This is a genomic window from Altererythrobacter chaiwopuensis (assembly GCF_054957735.1).
Window position 1 is genome coordinate 1087329 of the sequence record NZ_JBTXJF010000001.1, and the last position, 23928, is coordinate 1111256.

Sequence of the window (23928 nt, forward strand, 5' to 3'; positions counted from 1 at the left end):
TCTATTGGTATTTTGTTTGGCCTCACCGGGCGGGAATCACCCGGTCGAATAATCAGGGAAGTTGCGCAGGCAGGCTTCGAGCATGTGTTCGACCCGCTCGGCATCGGCACCGCTGGCACCCTGCGGCAGCGGCCGCATTTTGGCTGGCGGTGGGAAGGTGCCGTATCCGGCAAACAGGCAATGCCAGCTCAGCGAGGAATAGACCGGATCGGCATAAGTTGCGGCATTCGCCTGCGCCATGTCCTGATGCGTGAACCAGGCAGTCATCATCGCCTTGAGATTGTCCGACAGCGCCTGGTTGGCGGCATTGTCGCGCCAGTAATCCGTGTCATGGCGCTGGTTCATGCGGTAATGGGCGACGATATAGTCGCGGATACCGTCATAGCGTGCGCCGATCGCGGAGTTGAAGGTATCGCGGTTGGCTGCGGTGAAACCGCCTGCCTCGCAGGCATCGGCAAACTCCAGCGCAGTGGCGATCACGATATGCAGTGCGGTTGCCTCGAGCGGCTCGATGAAGCCCTGCGCCAGCCCTGCGGCAAGGCAATTGCGGTGCCAGCTTTCAGCCACGCGGCCGACCTTCATTTTCAGAAAACGCGCCTCTTGCCCGGTATCGTCCACACCGATTGCGGTGCGCAGTTCCGCTTCGGCCTCCTCGTCCGAAATATGGCGCGAGGAATAGACATAGCCATTGCCCACGCGCGAGGTGAGCGGGATTGACCAGCGCCAGCCTGCCCGCATCGCGATGCTGTCGGTCTGGGGATGGAACGGCACTTGCGGCGCAGTCGGGATCACAACCGCGCGGTCGTTGAACAGGTTTTCAGCGAAAGAGTAGAACGGCACACCGAGTGCCTGCTGCGCGATCAGGCTGCGGAACCCTGAACAATCGACGAAAATGTCGCCTTCGATCCGGCGCCCGTCACCGAGCAAAAGCGCGCCGACATCGCCATTGCCGCACAGCTCGACCTCGGCCACTGTCGCCGGAACATGCACCACGCCCCGCGCGCTCGCCCATTCGCGCAGAAAACCGCCCAGCCGGTGCGCATCGAAATGATAGCCATAGCTGGGGGCGAAGGGGAAATTCTCGGATGGGTGCGGTCCCTTGCGCGCGTGCGCCAGCCGCGCCGCCAGGAACCAGTGATCGGGGTGCGCGGGGACCGCAAAGCCCCGCCGCGCCAGCAGGCAGTTCTGCACGAAGCCGGGCTCGCTATGCAGGTCGGTCGGCCCGGGAAAGGGATGGAAATAGCTGTCAAAACCCTCGCGCTCGCTCCAGCCCGTGAAGCGGATGCCGAGCTTGTAGGTCGCATCGCAGGCCGCCATCCACTCGCTTTCGGCAATGCCGAGATGGTCGAAGAAGGCCTTAAGCTGCGGGGTCGAGCCCTCGCCCACGCCGATGATTCCGATTTCCGGGCTCTCGACAACTGTGACGCTGCCGCCGCGCGCTGCCCATTGATGGTGGAGCAAACAGGCAGTGATCCAGCCGGCGCTGCCGCCGCCAAGGATGACAACGCGGGGGGGAACTCGCTCACTCACCTCACTGCCGGTACCAGCCTTATCGCAAAGCCGCCACCCGGCGCCATCGCCAGGTCGAGCGCATCGGCCGATGTCACCGCCCGGCTTTCGATCAAGATATCGAACCTCCCCGGCCCGTCATAGGTTGCCGTTGGTCCATCGCGGTATATTTCGGCGCGATAGGCGCGGCCCGGGTCAAGGAAATCGAGCGCGACCGAAAGCTTGCGCCCCTGCTCGCCAGCGGCGCCGCCGACATACCATGCGTCGCTGCTGCGGTCCTTGCGCGCGGTGACGACATAATCGCCGACTTCGGCCGCCAGCACACGGCTGTCAGACCAGTCTGTGGGCACGTCCTTGATGAACTGGAATGCCGCCTTGTGCTGCGCATAATGTTCCGGCAGGTCAGCCACCATCTGGATCGGCGAATAGATCACGACATATTCCGCCAGCGCGCGTGCTAGCGTCATCTGCAGGGGTTGGCCGCGCCCCTCAAGGCTGAGGATGCCGGGGGTATAGTCCATCGGCCCCGCCAGCATCCGGGTGAACACCATGGTCGGGACATGGTCCGGCCCGTTGGGCGGAACACCCCAGGCGTTGTACTCCATGCCCCGCGCACCCTCGCGGCTGACCCAGTTGGGATAGGTCCGGCGCAGCCCGGTGTCCTTGACCGGTTCGTGCGGATTGATTGCAATGTGCCGCCTGGCCGCTTCAGTCACGACCTTGAGGTGGTGGCGCTGCATCACCTGGCTTTCGGTGCATTCGCGTGTCTCGCGCCCGTCGGGATGGACATAGCGCAAGTTGCAGGCATCGGTGACATAGCCGGTCTTGATCGTGCCGACGCCATTGGCGGCCATCAGGTCAAGCGCAGCGGGCAGTTGCGCTTCGTAATTGCCGACATCGCCTGAAGTTTCGTGATGGCCGATGATCGCTATACCCTTGTTCGCGGCATAGCGAGCCAGCGCCGCCAGATCGTAATCGGGATAGCTTTGGGTAAAGCTGAAGTCGGCGCCGTTGAAGAACCAGTTGCCGTCCCAGCCGATGTTCCAGCCTTCGACCAGCACACCCTTGAACCCGTTGGCGGCGGCGAAATCGATGTAGCGCTTGACGTTGGCGGTATTGGCACCGTGACTTGGCCCCGAACCCCAGCTTTCCGTTTCGAGATGAAGCGACCACCACACGCCAACATATTTGTGCGGTGTGAACCAGCTGACATCGCCCAGCCGGTTGGGCTCGTTGAGATTGAGCCCGATATCGCTCATCGCCAGGCCCGCCGCATCGGGCGCAATCAGCACTGTTCGCCACGGCGTGGCGAAGGGAACGTCGCGCACCGCGCGGGCCGCGCCCGATCCGGTCGGCGCCAGCGTAGCGCGAAATCCCGTGCCGGTGGTGCGCTTGATCCACATCCCGGCGAAATCGACCAGCGCCGCCTCGTGGATTGCCAGGTGCGTCCCGTTGTCGAGCCGGAAGGTCAACGGCGTATGCGCCAGCGAGACCGCGCTGATCGGCGTCTCCTGATAGAGATATTCGTAGCGGTTCCATTCGCCGCCGGGAATCCACCACGCCTTGCCGTCTGCCGCGATGTTGAACTCGGTCAGTTCCTCGGCAATGCGCACGGTCTGGCCCATGCTGGTATCATCGAACAGATAGCGAAAACCGATCCCGTCATCGAACACCCGGAAGATGACGCCAAAACGGCGCTGCGCATCGCTCTCTTCCTCGAAGCGCACGGTCAGCTGGTTGTGGTGGTCACGGACATAGCGCCGCTCGCCCCAGGGCTGCTCCCACGTCTCATCATTGCTGGAAGTTTCAGACCCGATGATCCTGAGACGGCGCTCGAGCTTGTCCTGGTCGGTCAGCAGGAAACCCAGGCGGCTCGCGTCGAGCACCGGCACCCCGTCTTTCTCCACCCGGTAGAAGGGCTTGCCTTCACCATCGACGTCGATCGTCACACTGATCTGCCCATCGGGCGAGGTCACTCGTTCTTCTGCCCTGACCGGAATGGCAAGCGCCGCGATCAGGACGGTGGCAACAGCTAGAAAACGCAAGATCATGGTTTGGTCACCAAGGCTCCAAGGGGCGGCAAACGATCGGGTGTGGCACTGTTGGCAGAGTGCACCAGCTCTCTGCCTGCCAGATGCCGGGGCACCTCGATTGGCGTATGGCCGAGATTGAACAGACAGCGCAGCATTTCATCGCCATGGCCGCGCTCGATAACCAGCAGATCGCCCCGCACCTCGCAGCGTGTGACCGCGCCCAGCTTGAGCGACGGATGGGCGTTCCGCAGAGCCAGCACCGCGCGGGTGTGGTGCAGCAGCGAAGCCGGATCAGCCTCTTGCTGGTCGACCGATCGTGCGACATTTTGTTCGCCCAGCGGCAACCACGGATCGGCGATGGTAAAGCCGGCATGGCGGGCGTCATGGCTCCACGGCATCGGGGTGCGCGCGCCATCACGCGAAAGCGTAAGCGGCCAATTGGCGATCGCTTCGGGATCGTGCAGCTGCTTGAACGGGATGTCGATCTGGGTCAAACCCAGTTCCTCGCCGTAATAAAGGATGATGTTGCCGCGCAAGCAAGCCAGCAGCAGAATCTTCATGCGCGCTGCGGCGGCGCGTTCGTCTGCGCTCCACCAGCGCGACAGGGCACGCGGGGCATCGTGGTTTTCGAATGCCCAGCTGGGCCAGCCCAGTCCGGGTTCGTCCGGCCACTGGGCCAGCGCCGCGCAAACCAGGCCGGGCGTCAGCCGTTCAGCATACAGGAAGTTGAAGCCATAAGCCGAATTGAGATGCCGGCCATCAGCGGTGAAAGCCTTCATTTCGCCTTCGGCTTCGTCGCCACCGACTTCGGCTACGGTAAACACCGCGTCATACTCGTCTGTCAGTGCGCGGATCCGGGCGATGAAGGCCGGAATGGCAGGGTGCGACTTGTTGTAGGTCTGCCGCTGGAAATCGAAACTGCGCGTGCGCGGCTTGTCCGATGGCGGCGCGGGCGGATTGTCGCGCAGCTGCGGATCGTGCATCGCGAAATTGAGCGCATCGAGGCGGAAACCGTCAACCCCGCGATCGAGCCAGAATCTGGCCACGCCCAGCAATGCCTCCTGCACCTGCGGATTGTGGCCGTTCAGCTGCGGCTGGGAGCTGAGGAAATTGTGCAGGTAGTATTGCTGGCGGCGCGCATCCCAGGTCCAGGCGGGGCCGCCGAACACCGATTGCCAGTTTGAAGGGGGCGAGCCGTCCGCCTTGGGATCGGCCCAGACATACCAGTCAGCCCTGGGGTTGGTGCGGCTGGAACGGCTTTCGGCGAACCATTCGTGTTCATCCGAAGTGTGCGAATAAACCTGGTCAATCAGCACCCGCAGCCCCAGCTCGTGCGCGCGGGCGACCAGTGCATCAAAATCGGCCAGCGTGCCGAAGATGGGATCGACGCCGCAATAATCGGCCACGTCGTAACCGAAATCCTTCATCGGCGAGGTGAAGAAAGGCGAAACCCAGATCGCATCTACCGCGAGCGACGCAACATGATCCAGCCGCGCGGTAATGCCCGGCAGATCGCCGATCCCGTCGCCATTCGAATCCTGGAAGCTGCGCGGATAGATCTGGTAGATCGCCGCGCCCTTCCACCAGGGTTCTAGATTGGCGTCGGCGGCTTGCGCGGAAGGAGAGCTCAACCTGTTCACCGGGCAAGCTCGCTCACGCGGCAGATCGCCCAGCCGAATGGAGCAAGGCGAAATGCCGCGCTACCCGGTGCCGTGACGGATAAGGGGCAATCGCCCGCCAGCGATTCAAAGGTGCGGGCATCGTAACCGAGCGCCACATTGGCCGTCCTTTCCTGTGCGGTGGTATTGAAAGCAAGCAGGTATTCTCCACCAGTGGCCGGATCGAAACGCGAGACTGCAAAGATACCGGGCGCCTGTTCGTAATGCCGCACCAGCTGGCGCCCGGTGGCCAGCGCCGGATGCGCCTTGCGGATCGCGGCAAAGCTGGCGATCAGCCGGTAGAGCGGATGGGTGCGGTCGAAATTGGCCTGCGCCGTGGTCGCGGAAGTGCCGATCAGTTGGTTGTCATTATAGACCGCTGTGCGTGAGGGAAACATGTCCTCACGCGCCAGTTGGTCATCGCCATCCCCGACAAAGCCCTGCTCGTCGCCGTAATAGATCACGGGTGAACCGCGCAGCGTCAGCAACATGGCATGGCCGAGCATGACCCGGGCCAACAACTCATCTTGCCCGATGCCGGGCATGTCCTGCCGGATCAGGGTCGCAAACCGGCCCATGTCGTGATTGCCAAGAAAGGTCGGCAGGCGCAGCGCCGCAGCTTCACCGCCTTCGTAAAGCACATCGCCATCGAACATGTGTGCCAGCACGACCGTGCCCTTGCCCCGCCCCAACACTTCGCGCATCGCCGCCTGGAAGGCGAAATCGAGCACCGCCGGGAAACCGTCGCGCCGGGTGTATTCCGCGATATATCCGTTCTGCGGGATATCCTTGAACACCTCGCCGAAGATGTAGAAATTGGGTATGCCCGCCGCCCGCGCGGTGTCCTGCATCGCCGGGATGAACTCCTGCCAGAATTCAGGATTCACATGCCGCGCGGTATCGACCCGGAACCCGTCGATCCCGAACTCGCGGATCCAGCCGGCATAGATGTCTATCATTCCCGCAACCACGCGCGGATGTTCGGTGAACAAATCGTCGAGGCCCGAAAAATCGCCGAAACGGCTATCCTCGCCCGTGAAGCTGGAATTGCCGCGATTGTGGTAATAAATCGGATCGTTGAGCCAGGCTGGGACCTTCACGTCCTTTTCCGCATCGGGAACGATGGGCACATAGGCATAGGCCGGATCGACGAGCCGGGCGAAATTGGCGGCGCTGCGATCCTCATCGCCCATGAAACCGGGGTTTATGGGCGGCCCGTCGACCCCGCCACGGGTCGAATAGGGATAGTCGCCCCGGCTGCGATATTCGTAATTGGTCGCATCGCCGTCAGCATAGCGGATCACGTCCGCAGTGTGATTGGTGATGATGTCCATATAGACCTTCATGCCCCGCGCATGGGCGGCATCGACAAAGGCCTTGAGCTCGGCGCTGGTGCCGAAATGCGCATCGGGCCGGGTGAAGTCGGTCACCCAATAGCCATGATAGCCTGCGCTTTCCTGCCCGGGTGGCCCTTGCACCGGCTTGTTCTGGAAGATCGGCGCGAACCAGATGGCGGTGATGCCCATCTGCTCGAGATAGTCGAGCCGCGCGGTCAGCCCTTTCAGATCGCCGCCATGGAAGAAGCCCTTGTGCGCGGGGTCGAACCCAGTCTGCAGCGGGCCGCCCGCGAGCCCGCCGCGATCATTCGCAGGATCGCCGTTTTCGAACCGGTCAGGCAGGACGAAATAGACCACTTCCTCGGCCGGATCGCGCAGCCGCAGCGGCGCGGCGGCGACCGATGTTGCTGCGGCCCCATCCACCGCCGGCTGCTGCGCCGCGGATCCGCTCGCGCCAACCAGCGCGCAGGCGGCAAGGCCGGACAGGATCAGCCCGCGCGCGATCATGCGCCAACCTGTTCGGGCGCAGCCTGGCCGACAAAGGCGCGGAGGAAATCGAGATGGTATGGCATGGTGCGGGCTTCCTCCTCGCAGCGGCGTTCATGTTCTTCGAGCAGCGCCGCCAGTTGTGCGACCGGAAGGGTGTCAGCGATCGGATTGTAGCCATGGGAAACAATGCCCTGGCCAACCAGCACCTGGAACCAGCCGACCGGAGTGAACAGTTCTTCATGCTCGCGATGGATGAAGGCACCCGCCTGCCATTGGGATATCTTGCGTTGCAGCGTTTCGGGCAGCTCCATGTGGCGTACCAGGTCCCAGAAGGGTTCGCCCTCGCGCTGGTTGGCCCAGTAATGCAGGATCAGGAAATCGCGGATCCGGCTCCATTCGAACGCGGCCTGGCGGTTGAATTCGTCAGCCAGCGCCTGCTCCACCCGTTCCCCCGGCAGCATCGCCAGGAAACGCGAGATCGAGCTCTGGATCAGGTGGATGCTGGTGGATTCGAGCGGCTCCATGAAGCCGGCGGACAGCCCTATGGCAAGGCAGTTGCGAACCCAGTGCTGCCGCCGTGTACCGGTGGCAAAACGGAACGGGCGGGGATCGCCCAGCGGCGCGCCGTCGAGATTGGCGAGCAGGATCGAGGCCGCTTCGTCATCCGACATATGCGCGCTCGAATAGACGTGGCCATTGCCGATCCGGTGCTGCAGCGGGATGCGCCATTGCCACCCGGCCTTGCGCGCGATCGAGCGGGTATAGGGGGTGAAATCGCCTGCCCCCTCGCAGGCAATTGCCATCGCCCGGTCGCACGGCAACCAGTGGCTCCAGTCCTCGAACCCGGATTCGAGCGCGCCTTCGATCAGCAATGCGCGAAAGCCAGTGCAATCGATGAAGAAGCGCCCGGCGATGCGATCGCCGCCTTCAAGCCGCACCGCCGCAATATCGCCGCTCTCGCCGTCACGCTCGACCGCTTCGACCACGCCTTCGCGCCGTACCACGCCGCGCGCTTCGGCATAACGGCGCAGGTGCGCGGCATAGAGCCCGGCATCGAAATGATAGGCATAGGGCATTTCGGGCGATTGCGGCGTGCGCCGCCCACGCTGCATCCGCATCTTGCGCGCGGCCAGTTCGTTGAGCGAATAACGCTGGAGCGGCTTGGCCAGCCCGAGCTGGCTGGCCCGGACCCAATAATGCTGGAACGGCAGCAGCCCCATACCCTGCCCGACATTGCCGAAGGCGTGCATATAGCTTTCGCCTTCGCGCAGCCAGCCGTCAAACTCGATGCCAAGCTTGAAGCTGCCCCTGGTTTCACGCAGGAATTCAGCCTCGTCGAGATCAAGCGCGGCATTGAACAGGTGGATCTGGGGAATGGTCGCTTCGCCCACCCCGACCGTGCCGATAGCTTCGCTTTCGACCAGCATGACCGAGCGGCCCGGCGCGAAGCGCGCCAGCGCGGCCGCAGCCATCCAGCCGGCGGTCCCGCCGCCCACGATCACGAAATCCGTAGCTGCCTGCGCCGTCATGAACGATCCCCGACATGCCCCGAAACGAATGGGGAGAGCACAACCCGGACCCCATTAAGCGGTAGAGCGGCGGGTCTTTCAAGTATCCGGCGGAAATTCGAAAGACCCGGCGCCCCCCTCATGGCTGGTCAGAAGCGATAGGACACACCCACCAGATAGGTGCGGCCATATTCTTCATAATCGATCACATGGGTGCGATCGCCATCGGTGAAGTTGACGAATGGTTCGTTGGTCAGGTTAAGCGCCTGCAGCGAGACCGAAACCCCTTCGAGCGCCCCTGCCTCGAAGCGATAGCCGATCTGCGCGTCAAAGATCGATTCCGCATAGGTCCGCCGGAACGCGCGGCTGGCCGAGATACCGATGAATTCGGCCAGGTACGACGAACGATACCGGTTACTGATGCGGGCCTCGAACCCGTCCTTCTCGAAATAGGCGGTCGAATTGATGACCCACTTCGACAGGCCCGGCGTATCGACGTTGAAGCTCGTCCCGTCAGGCTGCGTCACGTCGAGCCTGCTCTTGGTGTAGGACACGCTGGTCTGGAAGCCGAAACCTTCCAGCGCCGAAGTAACCATTCCAAAGGGAACCGCCGTGCTCGCCTCCACACCGAAGATGTAGCCATCGGCCCCGTTGTCCGGACCCGTCACCAGGCCCAGCGTATTGTTGCCCGTGGCCGCGAAGGCCGCCTGCTGGGTCGGCGTCAGCAGCGGGACGAGGTTGGAAAAGTCGCGCAGCACCGGTGCGCTGGGGTTCACGAAATCATCAAGCCATTTGTAATAGGTGGCGATGGCCAGATATCCCGCGCCGCCAAAGTAATATTCGAACGATGCGTCGATCCCGTCGGACACGAACGGCCGCAGCTGCGGGTTGCCGCCGCTGCCGCTGAAGATCGAGTTGAAGCCGTCGGCCGGCGGTGCATTGGCGATCCCGGCATTGAACGAGGCATTAAGCTGGTCCATGCGCGGGCGAGCCAGGGTGCGGGCCGCACCGACGCGCAGCTTCATGTCATCCGATAGTTCGAAATTCAGGTTCAGGCTCGGCAAGACATGGGAATATCTGTCGCCGTCGGTGACCGGGGTCTGCACCGCGCCGATCCCGCCCGGCGAGTTGAAGCCATTGGATGACTGGTCTGTAAAGACCAGCTGCACACCCAGATTGCCGGTGACCGGCAAACCGCTGACCTGCGTATCGATATCGGCCCGCACGTATCCCTGCGTGACCTTTTCGGACACGGTCCAGTCACCCGGGAAGGGCAAGCTCGAACTCTGGACATCGGTCAGCACATAAGTGCCGTTGCTCAGGAGCACAAAGGGATCATAGGCAACCTGCGGCCCGAAGCCCAGGAAGCTGAGGCTGGCGATCGAAGGCAGCAGCGCATCCGCCGGGATCGGCAGGCGGGTCACGGCGCCATCGGCCGCGAACACCGAGGGTCCGCCGGCGAGGCTGAGGAAGTTCTGCGTGATGTCGCGCGCCTTGCTGCGATCCGAATAGGACAGGCCGGCCACGAGATGCTTGATGATCGCATTGTCGACCTTGCCCACGACTTCGCCGCGGACCGTCCATAGCTCGTCATCCGTCAGGGTGTCGTTGATGAAGCCGGCCTGGACCAGCCCGCCCGCACCCCAGCCGCGCGGATCGGTCAGCTGGATGAGATTGGTGTCCGAATAGTCGATCGAATTGGTGAAGGCGAAGGGGAAGCCTTTCGGGCTGCGGGTGTAAGTCACCGTGTCCGAAGGACCGGCCGGATTGGCCGCATAGGTCAGGCCCGCATAGCTTTCGATCTGCTGCAAGCGGCGATCCGACGAGGAATAGGATGCGTCGAGTTCGAGAATGACCGCGTCGTTTTCGTATTTGGTGTTCCACCCGGCCGAGAAGGTTTCGGTATCCTTGCGGTCGAAATCATTGCGCACCACCGGCTGGACACCCGAAAAGCTGACCGTATCGGGGAAATCGCCGCCGCTGTTCGAGGTAATCGTGGCTCCCGAACCCCAGCCGGGATTAAGCGGGAATTCGATGCCGCGCAGCGGAATGCGTTCGCGATAGTCGGCGTAGAACAGATCGAGCGACGTGCTCCATTCGTCGCTAGGCTGCCATTCGAGCGTGCCGAACGCGCCGAGGCGATCGAGGTCGACCGACTTGGCGAAGGGCTTCATTCCGCCGAGCACGGTGAAACCGGCATCGTTGGGATAGCCCCAGGCGTTGAACTTCTTCACCTGGCTCGGGCTCGACTGGTAAGCGACGCCCACAGCCAGGCCAAGTGTGTCGCCTGCGAACTGGTCGACATAGGTGGCGGTCGCGCGATAGCCGCGGCCTTTGACATCGGGGTTGAGCGAGCCATCCTCGTTGAACTCGCCGCGGGCTGCGAGTGAGACGATCCGCTCGCCCTTCTCGAGCGGACGGATGGTCTTTAGGTCGACCGTACCGGCCAGGCCCTGGCCGATGAGGCCGGCATAGGGCACCTTGTAAATGATGCCGCGGTCGATCAGTTCGGACGGATACTGGTCATATTCGACCCCGCGGTTATCGCTTGAGGAGACCAGTTCGCGGCCATTGAGGAGCGAGGTGGAAAAGTCCGGGCCAAGACCACGCACCGACAGGTTCTGCGCGCGGCCGTCGATCCGCTGCACCGCCAGGCCGGGCAGGCGGCCCAGCGTTTCGGCGATCGAGACATCTGGCAGTTTGCCGATGTCTTCGGCCGAGAAGGCTTCCGCAATCACGGTCGATTGACGCTTGGTGTTGATCGAGCTCTCCAGCGAGGCACGAAAGCCGGTAACGACGATGGCGTCGCCTTCCGGGGACGCTTCCGCTTCGGCCGCGTCTTCGGCACCTGCGTCCTGCGCCATTGCAACCTGCGGGAACGCGGCCGCGCCCAGCGCAACCGAAAAGGCCGCCATGCTCACGCCGACGGAAAGCTTGCTACGAATTGCCATGTGAATTTCCTCCCCTGCACGGCGATCAGGCATCTGCTGTGCCCGCCTGCGTGCTGATCCAGTCCCGGCTCGGAAGGCGAAAGTGCCCCCCGGCTTGGACGCAGGAATAGCCGGTCAAAGTCGGCATGCGAAAGATAGCATACGTATACGTTAATATATTCAATGGCTTACAACGATCTTTCAACCTGCTGACCAGGTCCTTTGAGGGCGCCATCTGGCCTCATATGACCGAATTGCCAAACCCCGGTGCAAAGCCTAAAGTTTCGGGCGATCGCCAAACGGCGGCTGTTCGCAGGAGAGGAACTTGGGTCGCAAGCCTACCGGCAGGCCGACTAGCTTCGATATCGCCTATCTGGCGGGGGTATCGCAGCCAACCGTCAGCCGCGCGCTGCGTGGAGACCCTTCGGTCAGCGCCACAACGCGCGAACGCATCCGTCTTATCGCGGAAGACCTCAGATACACTGTCGACAAGAACGCATCATCGCTGCGTTCCCAGCGCTCGAACACCATCGCATTGCTGTTCTTCGAAGATCCCACGCCAGATGAGAGCATGATCAATCCCTTCTTTCTGGCAATGCTTGGATCGATCACCCGTGCCTGTGCCAATCATGGGCTTGACCTGTTGATTTCATTCCAGCGGATGGAAGATGACTGGCACGTCCAATACCAGGACAGCCATAGAGCCGACGGGCTGATCCTGCTCGGATACGGCGATTTCACGGTTTACCGCGAACGGCTGAATCAACTGGCGCGGCAGGGCACGCATTTTGCCCGCTGGGGATCGGTCAGCGGCGATTCTTCCGGCAGTACCATCGGTTCGGACAATTTCGGCGCAGGCAAGCTGGTAGGGGCGCATCTGATCGAGCGCGGGCGGCGCAGGCTGGCCTTTCTCGGCCATGCGGACGATCACTATCCCGAATTCGCCCAGCGCTATCGCGGCATGTGCCAGGCGCTGGAGGATGCCGGCATAGCGCCCGAGCGCGCCTTGCAGCGCGATGCCATCACCACCGAGGAAGCAGGCTATGCTGCCACCCGCAGCCTGATTGCGAGCGGTCAGCGGTTCGACGGCATTTTCGCCGCCAGCGATCTGATCGCTATCGGTGCGATGCGCGCCCTGGCCGAGGCCGGGCTGAAGGTGCCTGGCGATGTGGCGCTAGTCGGGTTCGACGATATTCCCTCCGCCAGCCTCACCAACCCGCCACTGACCACGATCATGCAGGATATCGGCGGCGCGGGCGAACGGCTGGTGGAAACGCTGCTGGCCAAGATCGAGGAACGCGATGGGCCTGACAACCGCCTGCCCACCCGCCTGATCGTGCGTGCCAGCAGCGGCGGTGCGTCCGTCGCCCCGGCCGCACCAACACCGCCCGCGCCGCCTGTTCCGCTCGCCTGAGATCCCGATACATTCGTATACGTGTTGTCGGCTCAAGGCTTTCATGCCAGCCCTCCGGTATTGACGCGGGACGGCAATGACCGCTCGCGCAAGGGGAAGGGACAATAGAGGCAATGGAAAAACCGCGTCAGAATTTCTGGGGACTGTGGAATATCAGCTTCGGATTTTTCGGGATCCAGATCGGCTTCGCGCTGCAGAATTCGAACATGAGCCGCGTATTCCAGACATTGGGCGCGAGCATGGACGATCTGCCCGCGCTGTGGGTAGCCGCCCCGCTGACGGGCCTGATCGTGCAGCCGATCATCGGCCATCTGTCAGACAAGACATGGAACCGGCTGGGCCGCCGCCGTCCCTATTTCCTGACCGGAGCGATTTTCTCCGCGCTGGCGCTGTTCGCGATGCCGCTGGCGCCCACTGTGGCCGCGCCGCTGTTGTTTGCCGCCGCCATGCTGTGGGTGCTCGATGCCAGCCTCAACGTCTCGATGGAACCGTTCCGTGCCTTTGTCGGCGATATGCTGCGCACAGATCAGCACAGCGCGGGCTATGCCGTGCAAACCGCCTTCATCGGCGCGGGCGCAGTGGTAGGATCGATCTTTCCCTATCTTCTCGAAACGCTGGGTGTCGCCAATGTCGCACCCGATGGCGGCCTGCCGGACACCGTGCGCTGGAGCTTTTGGGCGGGGGCGGCGGCGCTGTTCACGGCGGTGATGTGGACCGTACTGTTCACTCGCGAATACAGCCCGGAAGAACAGGCCGTCTTTGCCCAAGAAGCCCCGCTCGAAAGCGGCCAGCCGGTGCGGTTGCTGGCGGAAAAGAGCTTCGTTTCGGCGGCAGTCTGGACCGTGCTGGGTGCGATCGTTCTGTTGCTGGTCAACGCGCTGGAACTGGAAAAGGAAGTCTTCCTGCTGGGCGGATTGCTGGTGTTCTACGGCGTGCTCAGCGCGGTCGCCATCAACCTGGCGAAGCAGGGCCGGACCGCCAACATGCTGTCCAGCATCGTCGGCGATTTTTCCGGCATGCCGGAAATCATGAAACGCCTGGCTGTGGTGCAGTTTTTCAGCTGGTCGGCACTGTTCATCATGTGGATCAACACCACCCCGGTGGTGACGCAATATGTCTTCGGATCGAGCGATACGGCAAGCGCCGCCTATAATGAAGGCGCCAGCTGGGTGAACGTGCTGTTCACTGTTTACAACGGCGTGGCCGCCATCGCCGCGCTGGCGCTGCTACCGTGGCTGTCACGCAAGGTCGGGCAGGTCTTGACGCATTCGATCTGTCTGACGCTGGGCGCGGCGGGTTTCCTGATGTTCTTCGTGGTGCGCGATGCGCAGATGCTGCTGCTGGCCGAAGTGGGCATCGGGATCGCCTGGGCCAGCATCCTGGCCATGCCCTATGCCATCATCGCATCCAATTTGCCGCAAGCGAAGCTGGGCATCTACATGGGCCTGTTCAACATCTTCATCGTCGTGCCGCAACTGCTGGTGGCAACGGTGATGGGATCGATCATGCAGGCCTTCTTCCCGGGCGAGCCGGTGTGGACGATGCTGTTTGCCGCGCTGGCATGGCTAGTGGCCGCCGCCGCGATGCTGCGCGTCACTGCCGCCCTTCCCGCCAGAATTGCAGAGGTCTCCCATGCGTAAAATTGCCCTCCCGCTCACCGCTGCCGCAGCGCTGGCGCTGCTCACCTCGTGCTCGGGCGATACCGGCGAGGCCGAGTGGCAGCCCGCCGCCTATGTCGAACTGACGCATCCCGAATGGAGCCGCGATGCGGTGCTGTATCAAATCAACACGCGCCAGTTTACCCCCGAAGGGACGTTCAAGGCCGCGCAGAAAGAGCTGCCGCGGCTCAAGGCGCTGGGTGTCGACATTTTGTGGCTGATGCCGATCCACCCGATCGGCGAAAAGAACCGCAAGGGCACGCTGGGCAGCCCCTATTCGGTGCAGGATTATTACGCCGTGAACCCTGAATTCGGCACGCCCGAGGATCTCAAGGCCTTCATCGCCGCCGCACACGAGCAGGGTTTCAAGGTGATCCTTGACTGGGTTGCCAATCACACCGCCTGGGACAACGCCCTGGCGAGCGAGCACCCCGACTGGTACGAAAAGGACTGGAAGGGTGATTTCCGTCCCACCCCGTGGTGGGACTGGTCGGATGTAATCGATCTCGACTGGTCGCAGCCCGGCGTGCGCCAGCATGTGGGCGAAGCAATGGAGATGTGGGTCCGCGATTTCGATGTCGATGGTTTCCGCGCCGACGTGGCCGGATATGTCCCGCTCGATTTCTGGGAAAGCGAGCGCGCCCGGCTCGATGCGATCAAACCGGTCTTCATGCTGGCCGAATGGAAAAGCTCTGAACTCCACCGCCGCGCCTTCGACGCCACCTATGCCTGGGAATGGCACCAAACGGTCAAGAACATCGCCCAGGGCAAGGCCGACGCCACCGCGCTGTTCGGCTATTACGCCGAAAACGAAAGCGCCTGGCCCGCTCAGGCGATGCGGCTGACCTATATCGCCAATCATGACAGCAATGCCTGGGAAGGGACGCAATACGAGAATTTCGGCCCGGCACTGCCTGCATTCCTCGCGCTGAGCTTCACCGGCGAAGGCCTGCCGATGATCTACAACGGGCAGGAAGCCTGCAACGCAAAACGCCTTGCCTTCTTCGAGAAGGATCCGATCGACTGGAGCCAGGGCGAAGGTTGCCAGCTGGACGAACTGCTGACCGATCTGATCGCCTTCCGCAAGGCTAACCCGGCACTCGCCAATGGCCAGTGGGGCGCGCGCATGAGCCAGGTCGTGACCGACAAGCCGCAGCAGATGTTTGCCTGGGTCCGGGAGAAAGACGGCAACAAGGTACTGGGCCTGTTCAATCTGTCGCCCCGCCCGGTCAGCGCGGTGCTGGCCGATGGCCATGCTGCGGGAACCTACCGCGAATTCCGCAGCGGGGCCGCGACCAGCCTGGCCGCTGGCGACACGGTCACGCTGCCAGCCTGGGGCTATCGCCTGCTGGCCACGCAATAGTCGGCTGCAGCCACGCCTACGCCAGTGGTGGCGGAGCCACTGCACCGACGGCGCATAGATAGCGCGTAGGGTTTGACAATGGCTGCCGCTACTATAGTTCTCACGCTTGGGCGCCTTCCTTGGCCGGGGACATGTAATAACTTACGACCAGAAGCCGCCGCGGGTGGTGGGGCTTGCGGGCGCCATCCTGATCAATCTCAACGGCGTTGTCGGAGCGGGAATATTCGCCCTGCCGGCCTTGCTCTATGCCAGCGCGGGCAGTTTCTCGCCGCTCGCCATCCTGGCCTTCGCGCTGCTCTATGCCTGCCTGATCGCGGTGCTGGCCAAGCTGTCGACGGTCTTTCGCCAGTCGGGCGGGCCGCAGCTATATGCGCAGCACGCCTTCGGGCCGCTGGCGGGGTTTCTGGTCGGCTGGTTCAACCTGGCGGCGAACATGTCTGGCAGGGCGGCCAATTTCCACGTGCTGGTATCTTACCTTGCAGCGATATTCCCCTTCTTCGACAACCCATTCGTGCGGCTTGCCACGATTGTTGCGCTCATCGCCGCATTCATGATGATCAGCATCGTTGGCACCAGGCGCTCGATCGCGGTCATGTGGGTCGGAACTGTCGCAAAGCTGGCTCCGATCCTGTTTCTGTGCCTAGTCGGGCTTTACGCGAACGGGATTCCCACCCGGGTCAGCCTGCCGCAATTTTCGCAGATCGAAGCCGTCGCGCTGCTGCTTGCCTATGCCTTTTCAGGCGCTGGAATAGTAACGGTTGCCGCAGGGGAAACGAAGCAACCGCGATCACATATCACGCGCTCGATCTTCATCAACCTCGCCGGGGTGGCGGTCTTCTATGCGATTGTGCAGCTGGCCTATATCGCGATCGCTCCCGATCCATCGGCAATCGACAGTCCGCTCGCGGCTGCGGGAGAAAAAGTCTTTGGCGCTGCGGGAACCTTGCTGATCAGTTTTGCCGCGATCTTTTCAATTGGGACCAACCAGCTCAGCAGCTTCGTGGCCATGCCCCGCATCGCCTATGGCATGGCTCGCCGCGGGCTGCTGCCCAATTTCTTCGCTTATGTCTCGCCGCGCTTTGAAACCCCGGCCATTGCCATCACCGCCTATTCGCTGATCGTTGCCGGCCTGGCCATATCCGGCTCCTTTGCCATCCTTGCCATGCTGGTGGTTGCGGTCGAGCAATTGATATTCATCGCGTCGGTCGGCGCTCTGCTCAAGATGTGGCACCGCAATGACGGGGGTGTTGCTGATGCGATGGGGCCGCGCTGGCTGGTCATCATGCCCATCGCGATCGGCATGATCGTGTGGCTGACATCGCAGGTTCCGCTCAGCTCGGCGCTATCCACACTGGCCCTGGTGGCAACCGGACTGGTGCTCTACGCGCTGTCAAAGGGCGGCGCGGTCAAGCATGAGGGCGTGATCCTGCCCGAACGCCGTGCCTAGCCGTACATCCCGCGCTTTGGCCCGAGATAGCCGAACAGGTATGCTGCCACCTTGCGCATCTGGATTTCCTCCGCCCCTTCGGTGATGCGATAGCGGCGGTGGTGGCGATAGATGTGTTCGAACGTCTTGTGCCGCGAATAGCCGATCCCGCCATGCACCTGCATCGCCCGGTCGGCCGCCTCGCACACCAGCCGGTTCGCCCAGTAATTGCACATGCTGACCTTGTCGGAGATCGTCCGCTCGATCTCCTCATGCGGCATGTTGTCCATTTCCCAGGCGGTCTTGTAGATCAGCAGCCGCAGCATTTCGCACTGTGTGGCAAGCTCCACCAGCGGGAACTGGATCGCCTGGTTCTTCGCCAGTTCCTCGCCAAAGGGCTTGCGGGTGCGCGCATATCGCACGCTCTCATCGACGCAAAATTGCGCCGCGCCGAGCGAGCTTGCCGCCTGGCGGATGCGGTTCTGGTGGACGAAGCTTTGCGCCAGCGCGAGGCCGCGGCCTTCCACCCCCAGGATCGCAGAATCCGGCACCCAGACATTGCTGACTGACAGCCGCGGATGATCCGTCGGCATGTTGAAGGTCCACATCCATTCCTCGATCTCGAGCCCCGGCGTGGGATTGGGGACGAGGAAGCAGGTGATCCCGCTGGCATCGCCATCCTTGCCCGATGTGCGGGCGAACATGGCGCAGTGCGTGGCGACATGCATGCCGGTGATCCACATCTTCTCGCCATCGATGCGCCAGCCATCGACCCCGTCGCGCGCCTCGCGCACGGCGCGGGTTTCCATATGGGTGGCGTCGGAGCCATGGTTCGCTTCAGTGAGGCCGAAGGCAACCCGCCGAGTGCCTTCGAACCCGCCGAGGATGAATTCCTGTTTCTGTTCCTCCGTCCCGAAAGTCTCGAACATGGCGACGAAGGGGAAATTGCCAACGATGCTGTGCTCGTTCTGCAAATCATTGTGGAGGCCCAGCCCCTTCCGCGCGAAGTTGTCGCGGATCACCGCCATCCACAAATTGGAGCCGTCCTTGCCGCCATATTTCTTCGGCGCGGAAAAGCGCCAATGGCCGGCCTTGTCGGCGCGGCGCTTGGCCTCGATCAGCAGTTCTTCCCACTCGTGGCGGGGCAACCCGCCGCGCTCCCAATCGGTGCGCGCATGCTCGCGGCGGTGGTCGAAGAAACGGATATTGTCATCCTGCTGCTCCAGCGGCTTGATCTCGGCTTCGATGAAGGCGTCGAGCTCGTCCAGGTAGGCCTGCAAATCTGCGGGAATGGCGAAGTCCATGCGGTTATTCCTCTCCGGTCCAGAGTTTGCGCGCCACGGCGAGCGCAGGATATTTGGGAATGTCGGCCTCCAGCTTGTCGAGCGCCTTGCGCCGCAGCAAGGCGAGCAGGCCAGGCTCGGCAAGGTCGCGCTCTCCGCCGAGCAGCGCGCGGGCGATGGCGCGGTCCTCGGCGCGCAGACCGCTCGCCTCCTCGCGCGCGATCATGCCCAGCGCATTGCGTGCCACGGCCAGCTGGAAACGGTCATGCCCTTCCATCCGGTCTTTCACCGTTGCCAGCCATTCGCCGATCGCGGTGGCCACTTCGCCCGCAGTGGCCTCGCCGCTCGATACGGGCACCCGCCCGGCGGGCGGCAGGCTGCGCGCGCGTTCCTGCTGCGGAGCTTCCTGTTCGAGCAGCATCAGCAGGTCCAGCTCGTTCTCCGAAGTGCGGCGCGAGATCACCACCCGTTCGAGCATGCGATCCTCGCCGCTGCGCCAGATGCGCGCATTGCGCAGACAGCCGAGCGCCCACCATACGGTGCGGTGCACCAGCCAGTAGCGGAACCGGGCGCGGTCGACCGTGCGTCCGCTTTCGGCCTCATAGGCGGCGAAATAATCGTCCAGCGAACCCAGCCCCAGCGCGGGCCGGTCATACCGGGCAAAGCGCCACACCGCCATGCAACCGAAGGCGAGATCCTCGTGCGGGTCGCCGAAATGGGCCAGCTCCCAGTCGAGCACGCCGGTGAGGTGACCATTCTCGGCGAGAATATTGCCCATGCGAAAATCGCCGTGGTTGAGCACAGGCTCGCACTGATCGGGGCAATTGTCCTCCATCCACCTCAGCCCCAGCGCAATGATCGGGCGGTCGCCGCCCGCTTCCTCGAACTGCTGGCGCAGGTCTGCAATCGCCGCGCGGTAATCCATCACCGGCACGTCAAGCGGCAGGTCTTCCCGCTTTAACGAATGAATGCGCGCCAGATCGCGCGCCGCTTCGGCCAGGATCGTGCCAGCACCTTCCATCGCCAATATCTGGCGCGGATCGGGCGTGCCGGGCAGGGCGCGCATGATGAAGCCGCTGCCGATCCCGTCGCCCGGCTCCAGCACCGCCACCACTTCGGGCGCGGTCACGCCCGCACCATGCGCGGCGCGGATGATCGCCGCCTCGGTGGCGTGCCCGTAGGGCCGACCCTCCATGAAGGCGAGCGAAGGCGCGCGGCGGAGCACGAAATCCTCCGCCCCGCTCGAGAAGCGCCAGCTTTCCATGGTTGCCCCGCCGGTGAGCCGCGCCAGGCCTGACGGTGCAGGCAGCCCGACCCGCGAGCCTCCCAGTCTGGAGAGGGCGCGGGCCAGGCCCTGCTCTATCGCCTGTGGGTCGCTGCTGCTCACCGTTCAGCAGCGATCAGGCCGGGATATTGTCCCTCTTGACGGTAATTACCTGCGAGTAGGTGAATTCCTCGAGCCCTTCCTTGCCGTATTCGGCACCAAAGCCCGATTGCTTGTGCCCGCCAAAGGGAGCGAAGGGCGAAATGTGCATGAACTCGTTGATCCAGACGGTGCCGGTTTCAAGTTGCTCGGCAATCTCGATGCCTTTTTCGGGATTGGCAGTCCACACCGCGCCGGCAAGGCCATAGTCGGAATTGTTGGCGCGCGCGATCACCTCTTCTTCGGTCGAGAACTTCATCAGCGGCATGACCGGGCCGAACTGTTCCTCGGCCACGATCCGCGCGTCTTCGGGCGGATTGTCGAGGATGGTGATCGGCACGTAATAACCGCTGCCCGTGGGATCGGCATCGCCGCCAACCAGGAACTTGTAGCCATTGTCCTTCGCGTCCTCGATCAGTTCGAGCACGCGCTCATATTGCTTCTTGTTCTGGATCGGGCCGACACCGGTGCCCTGCTGCGAGCCGTCACCCACCTTCACCGTCTTGGCATAGTCGGCAATCGCCTGGCTCAGCTCGTCATAGATATCCTCGTGGATATAGATGCGCTTGGCCGCGATACAGACCTGCCCGGCATTGGTGAAGCTCGACCAGAACAGCTGCTCTGCCACCTTCTTGGGGTCAGCATCGGGCAGCACGATCGAGGCATCATTGCCGCCCAGTTCAAGCGTGATGCGCTTCAGATCCTTCGAGGCGCCCTCCATGATCTTCTTGCCGGTCGCGGTCGAGCCGGTGAAGGTGATCTTGTCGATATCGGGGTGGCTGGTCATCAGCGGGCCCAATGAATCCTCGCCAGTGATGAAATTGACCACACCGGCGGGCACGGTGTCCTTGATCAGTTCGGCAAAGCGCAGCGTGGTGAGCGGAGTGAAGGGCGAAGGTTTCAGGACGATGGTGCAGCCTGAAAGCAGCGCCGGCACGATCTTCTGCACCGCCATCAGCAGCGGGAAGTTCCACGGCACGATGCCGCCGACCACGCCCACCGGCACCCGCCGGGTGCGGCTGAGCCGCTGCGCCGAATCCTCGGTCACCTCGTCTTCGAGGCTGAGTGTCGACTGGCTGGCAATCATATAGGCCGACCCCATGATTTCGCCCTTGGCCTGTTCATGCGGCTTGCCCTGCTCGCTGGTCAGCAGCCGGTACAGCTCTTCGTGATTGTCCTGGATGATCTTGGCCATCGCCTGCAGCGCGGCGCGGCGTTCCTCGATCGGTGTCTTGCGCCAGCTCTTGAAGGCAGCGCGGGCAGCGGCCACCGCGCGGTCAAGCTCGGCCGCGCCGCAAGCCGGAACCTGGCCGATGACCTGTTCATTGGCCGGGTTGACCACGTCGAGCCATTCGCCCGATTCAACCAATTCGCCATTGATGAGATTCTTGTATTGGGTAGCCATGGGGCCTCTCTCCAGTCTGAACTGCCAGTGTGCAGGAATGTCTCGAGTCGCCAAGATGGGACGCCGCCGCCCCAAGGGCAAATACTTTCCTTGCATCATAGAGCGCGACAGCGTGTCGCGCGCCTATCCATTGCGCTATGCAACTGATAGCCGCATGAAAGCGAGCGAAAAAGCATAGCTGAAGAGGATTCCCGCATGGCCGATCTCGTCGTTTACGGCAGCCCCGTTTCCCCCTTTGTGCGCAAGGTCCAGGCGGTCTGTATCGAAAAGGGCGTGGAATTCGAAACCAACGCGGTCAACGTGTTCGATCCGCCCGACTGGTTTCGCGAGATCTCGCCATTGAAACGAATCCCGGTCCTGCGCGATCGCTCGATTGCCGAAGAGGGTATTCCTGGGACGATTGCGGACAGCTCTGCCATCTGCGGCTATATCGAGAGGAAGCACCCCCAGGTGCCGCTCTATCCCGCCGATCCCTTCGCCTATGGGCATGCGCTGTGGATCGAGGAGTATGCCGACAGCCATCTGGCCGCAACCGGCGGGCTGGGCATTTTCCGTCCGATCGCCTTTGCCGCCATGCAGGGGAAAGAGCCCGATCTCGACACCGCGCGGGCATGCTGGACAGAAAAGATGCCGCCGATCCTGGCCTATCTCGACGGCGCGCTGGGCGATGGCGAATTCTATGCCGGCGACGCGCTGTCGATCGCCGATATCACCGTCACCACCTGCCTGATGCAGCTCTCGCTCGCTGCCAGGCTGCCGCTCGATACCTATCCCGCGCTCGCCGCGCACCAGAAGCGCATGCAGGCGCGCGATTCGATTGCCGTGCCTTATGCCAAGGCGGAAGCTTTTATCCGCAGGTCGGTGCCTGAACCCCATGATCTGGCGTGATTTCCCGCGGCTAACGACGCAAGGCTAACCATTTCTTTGCCATGACGCGGCATTGAGCGATAAAGCTTGCCGTACAGGCACGCAAACAGGGGAAATGCATGACCAGCCCGTGGACCATCGGGATCATCGGCGGATCGGGGCTCTACGCGATAGAGGGGCTTGAAGACGCGCAATGGATCGCGATCGACAGCCCGTGGGGCAAGCCCAGCGACGAGGTGCTGTGCGGACGCATCGGCGATGTGCGGGTGCGCTTCCTCCCGCGCCACGGGCGGGGGCACCCGATCGCGCCCGGCGAGCTCAATGCGCGCGCCAATATCGATGTGCTCAAGCGCGCAGGCTGCACCGACATTCTTGCCATCTCTGCGGTTGGCTCCCTGCGTGAGCAGATCGAGCCGGGGCGCTTTGCCATTGTCGAACAGTTCATCGACCGCACCAATCGCACACCGCGCAGCTTCTTCGGCACCGGCCTCGTCACGCATGTCTCGATGGCCGATCCGGTTTGCCCGCGCCTGTCCGAAATGGCCGCCGCCGCGATCGCTGGCGCCAAGGGAAAGGTGGCGACCGGTGCAACCTATCTTGCCATGGAGGGCCCGCAATTCTCGACCCGCGCCGAAAGCCGGATGTACCGCGAATGGGGGGCGGACGTGGTGGGCATGACCGCCATGCCCGAAGCCAAACTGGCGCGTGAGGCGGAGCTGCCCTATGCCCTGATCGGCATGGTGACCGATTACGATTGCTGGCGGGAAGGCGAAGCGGTCGACGTGGCACAGGTGGTTGCGCAGATGCAGCTCAACAGCAAGCTGGCGCGCGACATGCTGACCCGCTTCATCAACGCACTGCCTGACCAGCGCGAGCCTTCGCCGATCGACTTCGCGCTGGATGATGCAGTGATCACCGCGCCCGACAAGCTTGATCCGGCGCTGCTGGCAAAGCTTGACGCAGTTGCCGGCCGGTTGCTTGCCGGGGGCTAGCGGCCCGCGACCTGCGCGAAGTGATCGAGCACTTCGGCCATCCCCACCACATCGCCATATTTGGCGTTCATGTCGAACAGATTGGCGCGGTGTACAGCCACGTGCCGGTCGCCCACCGCCTCTTCCACCACGATCGGGATGAAGCCGTGCTGGCAGGCATCGACGCAGCTGGCGCGGATGCAGCCACTGGTGGTGACGCCGGTGATCACCAGGCTGTCAATGCCCATGGCGGTGAGCGTGGAGGCGAGCGAGGTGCCGAAAAAGGCGCTGGCATATTGCTTGGTGATGACGAGTTCATCCCCGCCCGGCTCAAGCCCCGCAGGCCAGGCGCCAAGCGGGTTGCCGCGCGCAAAGCTTTTCAGCGCGTCGATCTTGCGAGCGAAGATCCCCCCGTCCGCCATCGAAGGATGGAACTCGACATTGGTATAGATCACCGGCACACCCGCCGTGCGTGCCGCATCGCGCAGCCGCAAGGCCGCCTCCAATGCGGGCTCGACGCCTGCGTAAAGCGGGCTGCCCTTGGCCAAATAGGCCTCTACAAAGTCGATCAGGATCAGCGCGGGCCTTTTCCCGAAACCGATCCGACCTTCGAAGACGCCGGCATAATTGCTCTTCACGTCCTCAGCGCTCACC

At 63.0% G+C, this 23928-nt stretch carries 16 protein-coding genes; 6 read left to right on the forward strand and 10 right to left on the reverse strand.

Annotated features, from left to right (window positions below; translation table 11 throughout):
• Positions 1–36: 36 nt before the first annotated feature.
• From ACX3VQ_RS05355 to ACX3VQ_RS05380, 6 genes are all read right to left on the reverse strand, one after another.
• Positions 37–1530, reverse strand: coding sequence for a tryptophan halogenase family protein (locus ACX3VQ_RS05355; RefSeq protein ID WP_462579895.1), 1494 nt, complete (start codon positions 1528–1530; stop codon positions 37–39).
• Positions 1527–3560: a glycoside hydrolase family 97 protein gene (locus tag ACX3VQ_RS05360; protein ID WP_462579896.1), complete on the reverse strand. Its 2034-nt coding sequence runs from the start codon at positions 3558–3560 to the stop codon at positions 1527–1529. The genes ACX3VQ_RS05355 and ACX3VQ_RS05360 overlap by 4 nt, the downstream gene beginning before the upstream one ends.
• On the reverse strand, positions 3557–5173 hold the full coding sequence (locus tag ACX3VQ_RS05365; RefSeq protein ID WP_462579897.1) for an alpha-amylase family glycosyl hydrolase: 1617 nt from the start codon (positions 5171–5173) through the stop codon (positions 3557–3559). Before ACX3VQ_RS05365 ends, ACX3VQ_RS05360 begins: the two co-directional genes overlap by 4 nt.
• Positions 5174–5178: 5 nt before the next feature.
• Complete coding sequence (locus ACX3VQ_RS05370) at positions 5179–7044, reverse strand: alpha-amylase family glycosyl hydrolase (RefSeq protein ID WP_462579898.1); 1866 nt, start codon at positions 7042–7044, stop codon at positions 5179–5181.
• Entirely contained in the window at positions 7041–8555 is a 1515-nt protein-coding gene (locus ACX3VQ_RS05375; protein WP_462579899.1) for a tryptophan halogenase family protein, read from the reverse strand. The genes ACX3VQ_RS05370 and ACX3VQ_RS05375 overlap by 4 nt, the downstream gene beginning before the upstream one ends.
• Positions 8556–8683: 128 nt before the next feature.
• Complete coding sequence (locus ACX3VQ_RS05380; RefSeq protein ID WP_462579900.1) at positions 8684–11485, reverse strand: TonB-dependent receptor; 2802 nt, start codon at positions 11483–11485, stop codon at positions 8684–8686.
• 304 nt (positions 11486–11789) lie between these two features.
• Between ACX3VQ_RS05380 and ACX3VQ_RS05385 the strand changes: the two genes are divergently transcribed.
• The 4 genes from ACX3VQ_RS05385 to ACX3VQ_RS05400 all read left to right on the forward strand — a co-directional run bounded on the left by ACX3VQ_RS05385 (position 11790) and on the right by ACX3VQ_RS05400 (position 17346).
• Positions 11790–12878 (forward strand): LacI family DNA-binding transcriptional regulator, encoded by a 1089-nt coding sequence (locus ACX3VQ_RS05385; RefSeq protein ID WP_462579902.1) that lies wholly within the window; start codon positions 11790–11792, stop codon positions 12876–12878.
• Positions 12879–12991: 113 nt separating this feature from the next.
• Complete coding sequence (locus ACX3VQ_RS05390; RefSeq protein WP_462579904.1) at positions 12992–14518, forward strand: MFS transporter; 1527 nt, start codon at positions 12992–12994, stop codon at positions 14516–14518.
• On the forward strand, positions 14511–15899 hold the full coding sequence (locus ACX3VQ_RS05395) for an alpha-amylase family glycosyl hydrolase (RefSeq protein ID WP_462571123.1): 1389 nt from the start codon (positions 14511–14513) through the stop codon (positions 15897–15899). The genes ACX3VQ_RS05390 and ACX3VQ_RS05395 overlap by 8 nt, the downstream gene beginning before the upstream one ends.
• Before the next feature lie 106 nt (positions 15900–16005).
• Positions 16006–17346 (forward strand): APC family permease, encoded by a 1341-nt coding sequence (locus ACX3VQ_RS05400; protein WP_462579905.1) that lies wholly within the window; start codon positions 16006–16008, stop codon positions 17344–17346.
• On the opposite strand, the gene ACX3VQ_RS05405 is transcribed toward ACX3VQ_RS05400, so the two are convergent.
• The 3 genes from ACX3VQ_RS05405 to ACX3VQ_RS05415 are packed head-to-tail and all read right to left on the reverse strand — an operon-like array spanning position 17343 to position 21436.
• Positions 17343–18629: an acyl-CoA dehydrogenase family protein gene (locus ACX3VQ_RS05405; protein WP_462579906.1), complete on the reverse strand. Its 1287-nt coding sequence runs from the start codon at positions 18627–18629 to the stop codon at positions 17343–17345. The genes ACX3VQ_RS05400 and ACX3VQ_RS05405 overlap by 4 nt on opposite strands.
• 4 nt (positions 18630–18633) lie before the next feature.
• The gene (locus ACX3VQ_RS05410) at positions 18634–19995 is read right to left on the reverse strand and encodes a phosphotransferase (protein WP_462579907.1); all 1362 of its coding nucleotides are present in this window, start codon (positions 19993–19995) and stop codon (positions 18634–18636) included.
• 13 nt (positions 19996–20008) lie between these two features.
• Entirely contained in the window at positions 20009–21436 is a 1428-nt protein-coding gene (locus ACX3VQ_RS05415; RefSeq protein WP_462571118.1) for an aldehyde dehydrogenase family protein, read from the reverse strand.
• A 195-nt stretch (positions 21437–21631) separates the two neighbouring features.
• Here ACX3VQ_RS05415 and ACX3VQ_RS05420 point away from each other — a divergent pair, with 195 nt between their 5' ends.
• Together ACX3VQ_RS05420 and ACX3VQ_RS05425 are read left to right on the forward strand one after the other, a co-directional pair.
• Positions 21632–22324, forward strand: a complete 693-nt coding sequence (locus ACX3VQ_RS05420) for a glutathione S-transferase family protein (RefSeq protein ID WP_462579909.1) — start codon at positions 21632–21634, stop codon at positions 22322–22324.
• 98 nt (positions 22325–22422) lie between these two features.
• Positions 22423–23295 carry a phosphorylase family protein gene (locus tag ACX3VQ_RS05425; protein ID WP_462579910.1) on the forward strand — a complete coding sequence of 291 codons (873 nt, stop codon included), beginning with the start codon at positions 22423–22425 and terminating at the stop codon, positions 23293–23295.
• Here the strand turns inward: ACX3VQ_RS05425 and ACX3VQ_RS05430 are convergent.
• On the reverse strand, positions 23292–23927 hold the full coding sequence (locus tag ACX3VQ_RS05430) for an isochorismatase family protein (RefSeq protein WP_462579911.1): 636 nt from the start codon (positions 23925–23927) through the stop codon (positions 23292–23294). The genes ACX3VQ_RS05425 and ACX3VQ_RS05430 overlap by 4 nt on opposite strands.
• Position 23928: the final 1 nt, after the last annotated feature.

What these genes read in the sequence shown, in the direction of transcription:
- ACX3VQ_RS05360 (WP_462579896.1), bottom strand. Translation starts at nt 3,560, where the DNA reads ATGATCTTGCGTTTTCTAGCTGTTGCCACCGTCCTGATCGCGGCGCTT.
- ACX3VQ_RS05370 (WP_462579898.1), bottom strand. Translation starts at nt 7,044, where the DNA reads ATGATCGCGCGCGGGCTGATCCTGTCCGGCCTTGCCGCCTGCGCGCTG.
- ACX3VQ_RS05375 (WP_462579899.1), bottom strand. Translation starts at nt 8,555, where the DNA reads ATGACGGCGCAGGCAGCTACGGATTTCGTGATCGTGGGCGGCGGGACC.
- ACX3VQ_RS05380 (WP_462579900.1), bottom strand. Translation starts at nt 11,485, where the DNA reads ATGGCAATTCGTAGCAAGCTTTCCGTCGGCGTGAGCATGGCGGCCTTT.
- ACX3VQ_RS05390 (WP_462579904.1), top strand. Translation starts at nt 12,992, where the DNA reads ATGGAAAAACCGCGTCAGAATTTCTGGGGACTGTGGAATATCAGCTTC.
- ACX3VQ_RS05395 (WP_462571123.1), top strand. Translation starts at nt 14,511, where the DNA reads ATGCGTAAAATTGCCCTCCCGCTCACCGCTGCCGCAGCGCTGGCGCTG.
- ACX3VQ_RS05405 (WP_462579906.1), bottom strand. Translation starts at nt 18,629, where the DNA reads ATGGACTTCGCCATTCCCGCAGATTTGCAGGCCTACCTGGACGAGCTC.
- ACX3VQ_RS05415 (WP_462571118.1), bottom strand. Translation starts at nt 21,436, where the DNA reads ATGGCTACCCAATACAAGAATCTCATCAATGGCGAATTGGTTGAATCG.
- ACX3VQ_RS05420 (WP_462579909.1), top strand. Translation starts at nt 21,632, where the DNA reads ATGGCCGATCTCGTCGTTTACGGCAGCCCCGTTTCCCCCTTTGTGCGC.
- ACX3VQ_RS05425 (WP_462579910.1), top strand. Translation starts at nt 22,423, where the DNA reads ATGACCAGCCCGTGGACCATCGGGATCATCGGCGGATCGGGGCTCTAC.